The organism is Methylocystis parvus (assembly GCF_049675845.1).
GTDB lineage: Bacteria > Pseudomonadota > Alphaproteobacteria > Rhizobiales > Beijerinckiaceae > Methylocystis > Methylocystis parvus_A.
This window is the reverse complement of sequence record NZ_CP187161.1, coordinates 420,384-432,625: the sequence shown is the minus strand read 5'-3', so window position 1 is coordinate 432,625 and position 12,242 is coordinate 420,384. Positions and strand designations below refer to the sequence as shown.

Sequence of the window (12,242 nt, the reverse complement as noted above, 5' to 3'; positions counted from 1 at the left end):
TAGTCTAGTAATTGACTGGATAAATAGACGTTTGACTGCCTTCCGGATTTGGTTCAGATAAATGCCGCTCTCAGCTTGTGCGTTATGATAAACCACATGGCAGCTGCGTGAATTAAGAAGGGCCATGCCAATGTCTACGGTCGTCGAGGCGCTCCACGCATTCAACCCATTGTATTCGCTGTCGGGATTTATCGTCGGCGCTCTAGTCGGCTTCACCGGCGTGGGCGGCGGATCGCTCATGACGCCGATCCTCGTCCTTCTCTTCGGCGTCGCGCCCGGCACGGCCGTCGGCACCGACCTGCTCTATGCGGCGATCACCAAGAGCAACGGCACGCTCGTCCATTCGCTCAACGGGACGGTGGATTGGCGCATCACGCGCCGTCTCGCCTGCGGCTCGGTCCCGGCGACGATCTTCACCTTGCTGACGCTTTCCTGGCTTGGCAAAACGGCCGGCCACGCCGCCAACGGGCTCATCACCTCGGCGCTCGGCTTCGCCCTGATCCTTACCGCGGTCTCCATCCTGTTTCGCCGCTGGATTCTCGACTACATCGCCCATCATCTCGACGACATGAGCGACCGCCACATCTGCGCCCTCACCGTCACGCTGGGCGTCTTCCTCGGCGTGCTCGTCTCGATTTCGTCGGTCGGCGCCGGCGCGGTGGGCATGACGGTCCTGCTCGCGCTATACCCCCGTACGCAGACCGTGCGACTCGTCGGGTCGGATATCGCGCACGCCGTTCCGCTGACCTTCGTTGCGGGCTTTGGTCATTGGCTCATGGGCGGCGTGGATTGGCTCTTGCTATTCTCTCTCCTGATCGGCTCTCTGCCGGGCATCGCCATCGGCAGCCATCTCGCCGCGCGCGTTCCGGACCACTATTTGAGGCCGGCGCTTGCGACGATGATGGCGGCGGTGGGAGTCAAACTGTCTATTTAAGGACAAGGGGAGGACGGAAATGTCGGATACGAGCTTCACGCCGCCCGCAAAACCGGGACGCGGCCGCATTTATAATTCGATCACGCAGACCATCGGCGACACGCCGATCGTGCGCCTGGACCGTCTGGCGAAGGAAAAGGGCGCCAAGGCGAACCTTCTCGCCAAGCTCGAATTCTTCAACCCTATCGCCAGCGTCAAGGACCGCATCGGCGTCGCCATGATCGAGTCGCTGGAGAAGAGCGGCAAGATCTCGCCCGGCCAGACCGTGCTGATCGAGCCGACCTCCGGCAACACCGGCATCGCCCTCGCCTTCGTCGCCGCCGCGCGCGGCTATCGCCTGATTCTGGTCATGCCGGAATCGATGTCCATCGAGCGCCGCAAGATGCTGGCCCTGCTCGGGGCCGAGCTCGTGCTCACCCCCGCCTCCCAGGGCATGAAGGGCGCGCTGGCCAAGGCCTCGGAGCTCGCCGCCGAAACGCCCGGCGCGATCATCCCGCAGCAGTTCGAGAACCCCGCCAATCCCGAAATCCACCGCGCCACCACGGCGGAGGAGATCTGGAACGACACAGAGGGCAAGGTCGATTATTTCGTCTCCGGCGTCGGCACGGGCGGCACGATCACCGGCGTCGGCCAGGTTCTCAAGAGCCGCAACCCCGCTTTGCGCGTCGTCGCCGTCGAGCCTGAGGATTCGGCCGTTCTCTCCGGCCGTCCGCCGGGGCCGCACAAGATTCAGGGCATCGGCGCAGGCTTCGTGCCCCCGATCCTGCATCGCGGCGTGATCGACGAGATCGTCACCATCGGCAATCAGACCGCCTTCGACACCGCCCGTCTGCTGGCCCGCCTCGAGGGCATTCCGGTCGGCATCTCGTCAGGCGCGGCCGTCGCGGCGGCGCTGGAAATCGCCAGCCGGCCGGAGGCCGAGGGCAAGAATATCGTTCTGATCATCCCCTCCTTCGCCGAGCGCTACCTCTCCACGGCGCTGTTCGAGGGGCTGTAAAAAAAGAAAAGGGCCGGGACGGCTGAAAAGCCCCCGGCCCTCTTGTTTTATTCGCCTTGCTTATTTCTTCAGGGCGATGGGAAGCCCCTTGCTGCGCGCGTAATGGCGGCCATAGGCGCCGACGACATAACCGACTGCGCAGATCACGAAATAGACCACGATCAGGAAGCCGCCGCGCTGATTGGCGTTGTGCGCCTTCTCCAGAATCGAGGCCACGTCGGACTCGTCGATGAACTTATCCGCGACGACGCCGCAGATGACCGCGAGGATCGGCACCAGCCACGACGGCAGGCGCATCCAGCCTATCGCAGCCGCGGCGCCGAAGGCGACCAGGCCGAAGAGATGCACGAACTGAATGAAGATCGACTGCGACACCAATCCGATGAAGCGGATCAATTTGATCATTTCTCACCCCTTGCTGGGTCTCTATGACCCTGTTTTGGGGCCGATCTTACACATTCGGCAGGTGCTGCGCGAGTGCCTCCAGCACCGCCATGCGGACGGCGACGCCCATCTCCACCTGCTCCCGGATCAGGGAGCGTGAACTGTCCGCGACCGCGGAGTCGATCTCGACGCCGCGATTCATGGGGCCCGGATGCATCACGAGCGCGTCCGGCGCCGCAAGAGCCAGCTTTTCCTCATCCAGCCCGAAGAAGTGAAAATATTCCCGCGCGCTCGGGGCCAGGGCGCCGGCCATGCGCTCCTTTTGGAGGCGCAGCATCATGACGATGTCGGCGCCGGCGAGACCGCGCGTCATGTCGTGATGCACCTCGACGCCGAGCCGCGAGAGGCTGTCCGGCGCGAGCGTCGACGGCCCCACCACCCGCACCCGCGCCCCGAGCGCCGACAACAGGATGATGTTGGACCGCGCCACGCGGGAATGGAGAATGTCGCCGCAAATGGCGACGGTCAGTCCCTCGATGCGCCCCTTGTTGCGGCGGATCGTCAGCGCGTCGAGCAGCGCCTGGGTCGGATGCTCATGGGCGCCGTCGCCGGCGTTGACCACGGAACAATCGACCTTGCGCGCAAGGAGATGCGCTGCGCCCGCCTGCGCGTGGCGGACGACGATGATGTCCGGGCGCATGGCGTTGAGCGTCATGGCCGTGTCGAGGAGCGTCTCGCCCTTCGATTCCGAGGAGCGCGCGACGGACATGTTCATCACGTCCGCGCCGAGGCGCTTCCCCGCGATCTCAAACGAAGCCTGCGTGCGGGTCGAGGGTTCGTAGAACAGATTGATCTGGGTGCGCCCGCGCAGAACGGCGCGCTTCTTCTCGACCTGCCGCGACACTTCGACGGCCTGCTCGGCCATGTCGAGCAGCGTCTCGATATGGGGGCGCTTCAGGCCCTCTATGCCGAGGAGGTGGCGGTTCGGAAAGATCGCTTTGACGTCTGCCTGCATGGCCCGTCTATAGCAGTTTTGCCGTGCGCCGCGACCCTCGATTTCCATCAACCGGCGGCGGCGAGAGGCGGCTCCTCGGTCAGGTCGCGCGTCGGCTTGGGGGGCTCGATCATCGGGCACGCGCCGAACAGGCCCGAGATCTGATTCGACGTACGCGGATGGCTGAACAGGTAGCCCTGCACCTCCCGGCAGCCTAGCCGGTGCAGCATCTGGAACTGCCGTTCGGTCTCGACACCCTCGGCGGTGACCTGGAGCGAGAGCGACCGCGCAAGCTCGATCGTCAGCTTCACGACCGAGGCGCACATGGGATTGGTCTCGATATTGGCGACGAAGGAGCGGTCGATCTTCAGCCGGTCCAGCGGCAGGCCCACGAGATTGGCGAGGGAGGAATAGCCGGTTCCCAGATCGTCGAGCGCCGTCTGGATGCCGAGCCGGCGCAGATTGGCGAGCATCTCGAAGGCTCTTTCGCCGTCGAGGATCATCGCCGTCTCGGTCAGCTCGAGTTCGAGGCGATGGGGCTCCAATCCGCTGGTCGCGAGCGCGTCGAGCACCATCTGCTCAAAATTCGGCTTGCGAAGCTGAAGCGCCGAGACGTTGACCGCCACCCTCAAATGGGGCGGCCAGTTCTTTGCCGCGTTCATGGCCTCCTGCAAGGCCCAGGAGCCGACGCGGTCGATCTGTCCCGCACGCTCGAAGAGCGGGACGATCTCGCCGGCGCTCAGCACGCCGCGAACAGGGTGACGCCAGCGCAGCAGCGCTTCGAATCCGGTGGCCTCCTGCGTCTGCGTGTCGACGAACGGCTGATAGACCATGAACAGTTCGCGCTGCGCGAAGGCGCGGTCGAGTTCCGCGTCCAGCGTATTGCGCTCGGCGATGAAGCCGAAACGGTCGCGAAACAGCGTGTAGCCGGCGCGCCCCGACTGTTTCGTCGCATACATGGCGCTGTCGGCGTTGCGCATGAGGCTTTCAGGATCGACGCCGTCGCTCGGCGCGATGACGATGCCGATGGAAACCGACATGGGGATCGAGCGCCCGTCGATTTCGAAGGGCGCCTTGAAATTCGCGAGGATGCGGTGCCCGATCGTCACCGCGTCCTCCACGTTGCGGATGTCGACGGCGACCAGCGCGAACTCGTCTCCGCCGAGGCGCGCCACCAGGTCGTTCTCACGCGTCGACGCCTTTAGGCGCCGGGCGGCCTCGATGAGCACTGCGTCCCCGGTGTCGTGCCCCATCGTGTCGTTGACGCCCTTAAAGCCGTCGAGATCGAAGCACATGAGCGCGAAGCGTTCGTTGCGACGCGCGAGACGGGCGAAGGAACGCGCAAGCTCCTCCCGGAAGGCGACGCGGTTCGGCAGTTGCGTGAGCTCGTCGCGCATCGCGCCCTCCTGCGCAGCGACTTCGGCGGCGCAGCGCCGCGCAGCCGCCCCGGCGCGTTTGAGGGCGCCGCTGACGATCACGACCGTATAGATAGCGGCGGCGCCGGCCACGACATCGACGACACGGTCGTGCTGGGGCAGGACGGCCAGGATGAAGCCCGCGCAGATTGGAACGACGTGAGCCAGCAGGGCGCTCGGAATCATGCTGAGCGAGAAGGCGCCGCCGAACAGCGTCGCGAAAACGAGCCCCACGATCACGAATTGCTGGCGCGTCGTCGCGTCGTCGAAGAAGAAGACGGGCAACGCCCCCCAAAGCGAGCCATGCAGCAACGCATTGGCCGCCGCCCGCCAGACGCCGTTTGGCGACGCGTTTCGGGCCTGGCGCGCCGGGGCGGTGATGCGACGCGCATAGATGACGCCCGCGAGCGTGAAGATCAAAGTCGCCCAGATTTTCGCCTGATCGGCGAAGGTCGTCTCCCACACGGAAATGCAAAATGCCAGCGCGCTGAAGCAGGAAACGAGCATCACCGCCGGCGTGCAACGCTCGAGGTCGCTGAGCTGTTCGGCCCGAAAGCGCGCGCGCACCGCAGGCGACAGAGGCATTTCATCGAACGCGAGAGGGTCCCCTTCCAGAAAATGACGGAGGCGCGCAAGCCGGCCGTCTCCCCCGCCCGGGAAGCCCCCCAACCGCGACAGGACGTCAGAAATAGCAGCGGAAATATGCATGATCCCGTCGAACCTTTTTTCCTCCACCCGCGCCTGCGCGCGGCAAAAGGAATTCGATCCTGCAAGTTTCCACCGAAGCCGTTGCTATTTGTTAAAGTATGGGGGAGAAATCGCGCAGAGGTTAATTGTTTCGAGCCGCCTCCCCGCGTACGACGCCTTGACTTATACTCCAGTCGAGCACATCTCCTTCACAGTCGGGGTTGCGGGTGCAGCGTTGCGCCTTTAAACTTAACCGAATGAGCGCTCCGGGCGGGGTCCGCCTCGGGGTTTTTGTATGGATCCCTTATACTCATTCAGAGTATAAGTGGTCGCTATCGAAAAAGGGGGCAAGCGACAGATGACGTCCCAAACCGCCGAGCTGCTGAGAGAGCGCGCGCCCACGCCGTCGCTCGGGGTTGGCCCCAATGCGCGCTTCCCCATGCTGCCGCGTCCCAATCTGGAATGGACGCCGGAGGTCGAGGCCGCGACCGCCCATCTTTATGAGCGCGTCTCGAAGGTGATTCCGGCGATCGAGTGGCCGTTTCACGCGCCTTACGTAAAGGCGATCAATGACATCAAGAAGACGCGCAACGCGGTGATCCTGGCGCATAATTATCAGACGCCGGAGATCTACCACTGCGTCTCCGACTATATCGGCGACAGCCTCCAGCTCGCCAAGCTCGCGGCCCAGTCCGACGCCGACGTGATCGTCCAGGGCGGCGTCTACTTCATGGCCGAGACGTCGAAGATTCTGAACCCGAACAAGACGGTTCTGATCCCGGACGCCGAGGCCGGCTGCTCGCTCGCGGCATCCATCACCGGCGCCGATATTCGCGCGCTGCGCAAGAAATATCCGGGCGTGCCGGTCGTCGCCTATGTGAACACCTCCGCCGAGGTGAAGGCGGAGGTCGACATCTGCTGCACCTCCTCCAACGCCGTGAAGGTCGTGGAGAGCCTTGGCGTCGATACCGTCATCATGGTCCCCGACCGCTATCTCGCCCAGAACGTCGCCGCGCAGACCAAGGTGAAGATCATCGCCTGGGAAGGCGCCTGCGAAGTGCATGAGCTTTTCACGGCCGAGGAGATTGAAGGCTTCAAGGCCGACCATCCGGGCCTGAAGGTCATCGCCCATCCCGAATGCCCGCGCGAGGTCGTGGAAGTCTCGGACTTCTCCGGCTCGACCGCCGCGATGATCGACTACGTGCGCAACAAAAAGCCCGCCCGCGTCCTGCTCGTGACCGAATGCTCGATGGCCGACAATATCGCGGCGGAGACGACGGGCACCGAGTTCGTGCGCCCCTGCAATTTCTGCCCGCACATGAAGCGCATCACGTTGCCGAAAATCCTCGACAGCCTTCTCCATATCCGCGAGGAAGTGATCGTGGATCCGGCCATCGCCGCCCGCGCCCGCCTGAGCGTTCAGCGGATGATCGATCTGGGGTAAGCCCCTCCCCAACCCTCCCCCGCTGGCGCGGGAGAGGGAGCACATCGTCGCCTTCATCGACAATGCCGCTCGCGAGCGTCCCCTCTCCCGCGAAGCGGGGGAGGGACAGGGAGGGGGCAAGGCGTCTGGAGTTCCAATGCCCTCTCTCGAAGCCGCCCTCGCCGCCATCGACGCCGCCAACGCCGAAGATCCCCGCAAGGTCGACGGCCGCGCCTTCGAGACCGTTTACGCCGAGCGGATGTCCACACGCCTCGCCGCGCTCTATCCCGACGCCTCCGACCTCCTCAAGATCGCCGCCCGCGCCCAGCATCTCAAACGCTGGGAGATCCCGCGCGGCGACTACCCCGAAGGGCGCAAAGGCTACAACGAATGGCGGCGCGCCTGCCGGGTCCACCACGCCAATCTCGCGGGAGAGTTCATGCGCGCCAGCGGCTACGACGAGGCGGCGATCGCGCATGTCGGCGCGCTGGTCCGCAAGGAGCAGCTCAAGAAAGACCCGGAATCGCAGGCGCTGGAGAATGTCGCGGCCGTTGTCTTCCTCGAGCATTATTTCGATGACTTCCTCGCCAAATACGCCGGCTATGAGGACGAAAAGATCATCGACATTCTCGGCAAGACGCTCTGCAAAATGTCGCCCAAGGGTCACGCCGCGGCGCTCGCTCTCCCCCTGCCCGACCGCGCCCGCGCGCTCGTCGCCGCCGCCGTTGAACGCGAGGCCGGCGCGCTCGAACGGCTCGCCGCCGTCTCACTCGATTGATACATGCCCCATAAGCTCCCCCCTATCCTGATCGTCGGCGGCGGCCTAGCCGGGGTCTTCTGCGCGCTCAAGCTCGCTCCTCGGCCCGTCGCCATTCTCGCGCCGACGCCCGTCGGATCGAGCGGCTCCTCCTATTGGGCGCAGGGCGGCATCGCCGCGGCGGTTGAGGAAGGCGACACGCCGGAGCGGCACGCCGACGACACCGTGGCCGCCGGCGCGGGCATCGTCGACCGCGAGGTCGCGCTCGGCATGGCCGAAGAAGCCCGCGCCCGCGTCGAGGACCTCGCCGCCTGGGGCGCGCCCTTCGACCGCAAGAGTGGCGGCGACTTCGCGCCCTCGCAGGAGGCCGCCCATTCGCATCGCCGCATCGTGCGCGTCATGGGCGACACGGCCGGCCGCGCCATCATGGAGACGCTTGAAAAGCGGGTGAAGGAGACGCCCTCCATCACGGTAGTGGACGGCTATTCCGCGCAGCAGATTCTCACCCGCGACCGCCGCGTCGTCGGCGTGCGTGCGCGCCACGCTTCCGGCCGCATCTGCGACATTCCCTGCTCGGCGCTGGTGCTCGCCACAGGCGGCGTCGGTCATCTCTACCGCCTGACGACGAACCCGGTCGAGGCGCGCGGCGTCGGCGTCGCCATGGCGGCGCGGGCGGGGGCCATCGTGGCGGACGCGGAATTCGTGCAGTTCCACCCGACCGCTATAGACATCAATGTCGACCCCGCGCCGCTCGCGACCGAGGCCCTGCGCGGCGAAGGGGCCGTCATCATCGACCGCGCCGGCAAGCGTTTTCTGCTCGACGTAAATCCCGCCGGCGAGCTCGGCCCCCGCGATATCGTCGCGCGCGGGGTCTTTGCGAGCATCAAGGCTGGACGGGGCGCCTTTCTCGACGCGCGCGCCGCCGTCGGCGCGGAATTCCCGCACCGCTTTCCCACCGTTTACGCGAGTTGTAAGGGCGCCGGCATCGATCCGGTGACGCAGCCCATCCCGATCGCTCCGGCCGCGCATTACCATATGGGCGGCGTCTGGACCGACGTGCGCGGGCGCACGAGCCTCTCGGGTCTTTGGGCCATCGGCGAAGTCGCCTCGACAGGAGTCCATGGCGCGAACCGCCTCGCCTCCAATTCGCTGCTGGAGGCGGTCGTCTTTGGCGCGCGCGTCGCGGCCGACGTTTCGTCCGCGCCGCTGGAAGACGTCGACTTACGCATCGCGGCGGAGCGCGCCGAGCCGGTCGCACATGACCGCGACTTCGCCGTCGTCGAAGAATTGCGCGACCTCATGTCCGCCAATGTCGGCGTCATCCGCGACGCCGCCGGTCTTACGGGCGCCCTAAAAGCTGTCCGCCGTCTCTCTGCGCGGACGAGCGACATCGAGGTTTCCAATATGCTCTCCGCGGCGCTGCTCATTACGGCTTCGGCGCTCGGGCGGCGCGAGAGTCGCGGCGCGCATTTCCGCTCGGATTTCCCGCAGGAGAACCCCGCCCTGGCCCAGCGCTCGCAAATCACGCTTGCGGACGCCTTACGTATCGCGGACGAGGCGAGCGCGTGACGTTCGATCTCTCCCCCCTCCTCATCGAAGACGCCGTCCGCGCCGCACTCGCCGAAGACCTCGGCCGCGCCGGCGACGTCACCACGCAGGCCACGATCCCCGCGAGCGCCAACGCCCGCGCCGTCATCGCCGCGCGAGAAGCCGGGGTCGTCGCCGGCCTGCCCCTCGCCCGCGCCGCATTCCTGCAGATGGATGTGCGCGTCGGCTTTGAACCCTGGATCGAAGACGGCGCCAAAGTTGGGCCCGGGGAAATCGTCGCGCGCATCGAAGGCCCGGCCCGCGCCATTCTGTCAGCCGAGCGCGTGGCCTTAAATTACATGGGCCGTTTGTCCGGCGTCGCGTCGCTTGCCGCGACTTACGCGGCGCGTATCGCCCATACGAAGGCGAAAGTCTGCGACACGCGCAAGACCACGCCGCTCCTGCGCGCCTTCGAGAAATACGCCGTGCGCTGCGGCGGCGGCGCCAATCACCGCTTCGGCCTCGACGACGCGGTGCTCATCAAGGACAACCACATCGCCGTCGCCGGCGGGGTCGCCCCTGCCCTCAAGGCGGCCAAAGCCTTCGTCGGCCATCTCACCAAGATCGAGATCGAGGTCGATACGCTCGATCAGCTCGCGGAAGTCCTCGCCGAGGGCGCGGACGCCGTGCTTCTCGACAACATGGCTCCTGACGATCTGCGTAAAGCGGTCGAGATGGTCGCCGGCCGCATGGTCTGCGAAGCCTCGGGCGGCGTCACGCTGGAGACCATCGCGGCGATCGCCGAGACGGGCGTCGACCTCATCTCGGTCGGCGCGCTGACGCATTCGGCGCGCGTGCTGGATCTGGGGCTGGATATCGAAATCGCATGAAGCTATCGCGTCGCGCAGACCTTCGCCTTATCGTTCACCCAGCAGGCGCCCTGCCGCTTCAACACGCCGAGCGGCGAATGGGCGTGGGTGGATTTGGGGTCACGGTTCCATGAACCATCGGCGACGCCCGGGCTCGTGACGACGACATAGGCGAAGTAATCCGATGGAGCCGTGTCCGAGGCGCCGACCGTGAAGCTGCCGTCCTTGTCCAGCGTCTCAACTTCGCAAGGGCCTTTCAGATAATCCTTGCCGCCGACCTGAATGAGACATTTGCCCTGGAAAGCGAGCGCGGGCGCCGAAATGAGGCAAGCGAGAATCGCCAGTATCGCCTTCATGCCGACTTTCCGTTGATCACGGCGCCGAGCCGCCCGAGCTTCAGCCCGCGCTTTTCCAGCATCTCCGGCAGGCGCGGCGACAGCAGGAAGGCGAGTTCCTGCTCGCGCGTGATCGTCACCGGGTCCTGCGCCTTCAGCTCCTCGTCGACATGACCGGGATGGCACATGACGAGATGCGCCTTGCCCGGCGCGCGCAGATAAGACTCGAAGGACTTCGCGTAGTCTTTGCCGGGGTCGAAATCCGAAAAGCCTGCAAAGCCGTCATTGGTCGCGAAGCCCCGCCAGTTCGCCGCGCGATGGAAGCCCGACGAGACCGCGCGCACGGCGAGCGCCTTGCGCGCATGTGCCCCGCGCAGGGCGATGCGATGGAGGCTGTCCGCAGAGTCGCGCAGCCAGGCGCGGCCGGCGAGGCGGCGCGCCAGCATGGCGTCGAGCAAAGCCTCGCGAATGCCCGGCAAGCCATGTACATGCTGATGGCCGTCCACGAAATCGGGCCGCCGCTCAATCACCGCCTCGAAGCGGTCCAATTGCCGGTCGATCTCGGCGCGGATTTCCTCCATGGGGAGCTTTCCGCGCATGGCCATGCGGATGACCTTCGCGATGGGCGGAAAAGTCCCTGTCGGCGCGAATGTCGGCATGTAGCCGAGCGGGCGACCCAGGGTGAGATTGAAATGCAGGCCGACATCGGCGTTCCGGCAATGGCGCAGCAATTCGCGGCCCATGGCGGGCCAGCGCGGGCCGTTGACGAGCGCGGACACCGCCGTCAGCCTCCCGGCGTCGAGGGCTTCGAGAATGCCGACGCTCACGGCGTAAGAGATGCCATAATCGTCGGCGCAGATCGCAATGACGCGGTCCTTCGACATCGCCGCCCGTCTCCTCATATCTTTGCCGCGCGCGCTTTTTCTGGTTGAAGCAGACCCATGAGCGACAGCATCGAGACTCCCGATATATCGGTCGTGATCCCCGTGTTCAACGAGCGCGCCAATCTGCGCCCGCTTAGCGCGCGGCTGACGCCAGCGCTCGAGGGGGCCGGCGTCACTTTCGAGGCGATCTTCATCGATGACGGCTCGCATGACGACAGCTTCGAGGAACTGCGCGCGATCTGCGCCGCTGAGCCGCGCTTTCGCGCCCTCTCCTTCTCCCGCAATTTCGGCAAGGAAGTCGCCATCGCCGCCGGGCTCGACGAGGCGCGCGGCCGCGCCGTCGTCATCATGGACGCAGACCTTCAGCACCCGCCCGAAGTCATCGCGCAATTCGTCGAGAAGTGGCGCGAGGGCTACAAAAACGTCTTCGGCCAGCGCACCGACCGCGCAACCGACCCCAGGATGCGGACTTTCTTCACGGAGCTGTTCTACCGCCTGCTCGAAAAATTCGGCGACGTGTCGTTGCCGCCCGGCGCCGGAGATTTTCGCCTTCTCGACCGGCAGGCGGTCGACGCCCTGCTCTCGATGCGCGAGCGCGCGCGCTTCAACAAGGGCCTTTATGCCTGGATCGGCTTCAAATCCATCGGCGTGCCGTTCGTCGTCGACGAACGCGCGAGCGGCGACTCCAAGTTCAATTTCGCACGCCTCGTGCGCTTTGCGCTGGATGGGCTGATGTCCTTCTCGTCCCTGCCGCTCAAGGTCTGGACCTGGGTGGGCCTTGCGATCTCGTGTTTCGGGCTGGGCATGGCGGCCTATTACTGGGCGCGCACCATGCTCTTTGGCGTCGACACGCCGGGCTTCCCGACGCTCGTCGTCTCGATCGCGTTCTTTTCCGGGGTGCAGCTCATTTCGCTCGGCGTGCTCGGCGAATATATCGCCCGCATCTTCAACGAGGTGAAAGGCCGGCCGCTCTATCTCGTGGCGGAGCGGGTGGAAACGAAGAAGGCGGACAAAAAATAAGAAAAAGGTCCGCCGC

Annotated in this window: 12 protein-coding genes; 7 read left to right on the top strand and 5 right to left on the bottom strand. The window is 65.5% G+C overall.

The genetic code is table 11. The features are described 5' to 3' along the window. Window positions 1-130 precede the first annotated feature (130 nt). Entirely contained in the window at window positions 131-934 is an 804-nt protein-coding gene (locus ACPFMJ_RS02370; RefSeq protein WP_424362276.1) for a sulfite exporter TauE/SafE family protein, read from the top strand. Between the two features lie 19 nt (window positions 935-953). Continuing rightward, window positions 954-1,931 (top strand): cysteine synthase A, encoded by a 978-nt coding sequence (gene cysK / locus ACPFMJ_RS02365; RefSeq protein WP_424362275.1) that lies wholly within the window; start codon window positions 954-956, stop codon window positions 1,929-1,931. Window positions 1,932-1,991: 60 nt separating this feature from the next. Here the strand turns inward: cysK and ACPFMJ_RS02360 are convergent, their stop codons facing one another. The 3 genes from ACPFMJ_RS02360 to ACPFMJ_RS02350 are packed head-to-tail and all read right to left on the bottom strand — an operon-like array spanning window position 1,992 to window position 5,309. Beyond that, window positions 1,992-2,336 carry a hypothetical protein gene (locus tag ACPFMJ_RS02360; RefSeq protein WP_424362274.1) on the bottom strand — a complete coding sequence of 115 codons (345 nt, stop codon included), beginning with the start codon at window positions 2,334-2,336 and terminating at the stop codon, window positions 1,992-1,994. A 46-nt stretch (window positions 2,337-2,382) separates the two neighbouring features. Beyond that, complete coding sequence (locus ACPFMJ_RS02355) at window positions 2,383-3,330, bottom strand: aspartate carbamoyltransferase catalytic subunit (RefSeq protein WP_424362273.1); 948 nt, start codon at window positions 3,328-3,330, stop codon at window positions 2,383-2,385. Window positions 3,331-3,377: 47 nt separating this feature from the next. Then, window positions 3,378-5,309: a putative bifunctional diguanylate cyclase/phosphodiesterase gene (locus ACPFMJ_RS02350; protein WP_424362272.1), complete on the bottom strand. Its 1,932-nt coding sequence runs from the start codon at window positions 5,307-5,309 to the stop codon at window positions 3,378-3,380. Between the two features lie 460 nt (window positions 5,310-5,769). On the opposite strand from ACPFMJ_RS02350, the gene nadA reads away from it, so the two are divergent. From nadA to nadC, 4 genes are all read left to right on the top strand, one after another. Then, window positions 5,770-6,855 carry a quinolinate synthase NadA gene (nadA, locus tag ACPFMJ_RS02345; RefSeq protein ID WP_424362271.1) on the top strand — a complete coding sequence of 362 codons (1,086 nt, stop codon included), beginning with the start codon at window positions 5,770-5,772 and terminating at the stop codon, window positions 6,853-6,855. A 136-nt stretch (window positions 6,856-6,991) separates the two neighbouring features. After that, entirely contained in the window at window positions 6,992-7,612 is a 621-nt protein-coding gene (locus tag ACPFMJ_RS02340; RefSeq protein ID WP_424362270.1) for a DUF4202 domain-containing protein, read from the top strand. A gap of 3 nt (window positions 7,613-7,615) precedes the next feature. Beyond that, window positions 7,616-9,160, top strand: a complete 1,545-nt coding sequence (locus ACPFMJ_RS02335) for an L-aspartate oxidase (RefSeq protein ID WP_424362269.1) — start codon at window positions 7,616-7,618, stop codon at window positions 9,158-9,160. After that, window positions 9,157-10,008 carry a carboxylating nicotinate-nucleotide diphosphorylase gene (gene nadC, locus ACPFMJ_RS02330; RefSeq protein ID WP_424362268.1) on the top strand — a complete coding sequence of 284 codons (852 nt, stop codon included), beginning with the start codon at window positions 9,157-9,159 and terminating at the stop codon, window positions 10,006-10,008. Before ACPFMJ_RS02335 ends, nadC begins: the two co-directional genes overlap by 4 nt. A 2-nt stretch (window positions 10,009-10,010) precedes the next feature. Here the strand turns inward: nadC and ACPFMJ_RS02325 are convergent, their stop codons facing one another. Both ACPFMJ_RS02325 and ACPFMJ_RS02320 read right to left on the bottom strand, forming a co-directional pair. After that, window positions 10,011-10,343 (bottom strand): hypothetical protein, encoded by a 333-nt coding sequence (locus ACPFMJ_RS02325; protein WP_424362267.1) that lies wholly within the window; start codon window positions 10,341-10,343, stop codon window positions 10,011-10,013. Further along, window positions 10,340-11,206: a ChbG/HpnK family deacetylase gene (locus tag ACPFMJ_RS02320; RefSeq protein WP_424362266.1), complete on the bottom strand. Its 867-nt coding sequence runs from the start codon at window positions 11,204-11,206 to the stop codon at window positions 10,340-10,342. The genes ACPFMJ_RS02325 and ACPFMJ_RS02320 overlap by 4 nt, the downstream gene beginning before the upstream one ends. Window positions 11,207-11,263: 57 nt before the next feature. Here ACPFMJ_RS02320 and ACPFMJ_RS02315 point away from each other — a divergent pair, with 57 nt between their 5' ends. After that, window positions 11,264-12,226, top strand: a complete 963-nt coding sequence (locus tag ACPFMJ_RS02315; RefSeq protein ID WP_424362265.1) for a glycosyltransferase family 2 protein — start codon at window positions 11,264-11,266, stop codon at window positions 12,224-12,226. Window positions 12,227-12,242 lie beyond the last annotated feature (16 nt).

Coding starts and splice junctions, on each gene's coding strand:
- cysK (WP_424362275.1), top strand. CDS start 954: ATGTCGGATACGAGCTTCACGCCGCCCGCAAAACCGGGACGCGGCCGC.
- ACPFMJ_RS02370 (WP_424362276.1), top strand. CDS start 131: ATGTCTACGGTCGTCGAGGCGCTCCACGCATTCAACCCATTGTATTCG.
- ACPFMJ_RS02340 (WP_424362270.1), top strand. CDS start 6,992: ATGCCCTCTCTCGAAGCCGCCCTCGCCGCCATCGACGCCGCCAACGCC.
- nadA (WP_424362271.1), top strand. CDS start 5,770: ATGACGTCCCAAACCGCCGAGCTGCTGAGAGAGCGCGCGCCCACGCCG.
- ACPFMJ_RS02350 (WP_424362272.1), bottom strand. CDS start 5,309: ATGCCTCTGTCGCCTGCGGTGCGCGCGCGCTTTCGGGCCGAACAGCTC.
- ACPFMJ_RS02355 (WP_424362273.1), bottom strand. CDS start 3,330: ATGCAGGCAGACGTCAAAGCGATCTTTCCGAACCGCCACCTCCTCGGC.
- ACPFMJ_RS02335 (WP_424362269.1), top strand. CDS start 7,616: ATGCCCCATAAGCTCCCCCCTATCCTGATCGTCGGCGGCGGCCTAGCC.
- ACPFMJ_RS02315 (WP_424362265.1), top strand. CDS start 11,264: ATGAGCGACAGCATCGAGACTCCCGATATATCGGTCGTGATCCCCGTG.
- ACPFMJ_RS02325 (WP_424362267.1), bottom strand. CDS start 10,343: ATGAAGGCGATACTGGCGATTCTCGCTTGCCTCATTTCGGCGCCCGCG.
- ACPFMJ_RS02360 (WP_424362274.1), bottom strand. CDS start 2,336: ATGATCAAATTGATCCGCTTCATCGGATTGGTGTCGCAGTCGATCTTC.
- ACPFMJ_RS02320 (WP_424362266.1), bottom strand. CDS start 11,206: ATGTCGAAGGACCGCGTCATTGCGATCTGCGCCGACGATTATGGCATC.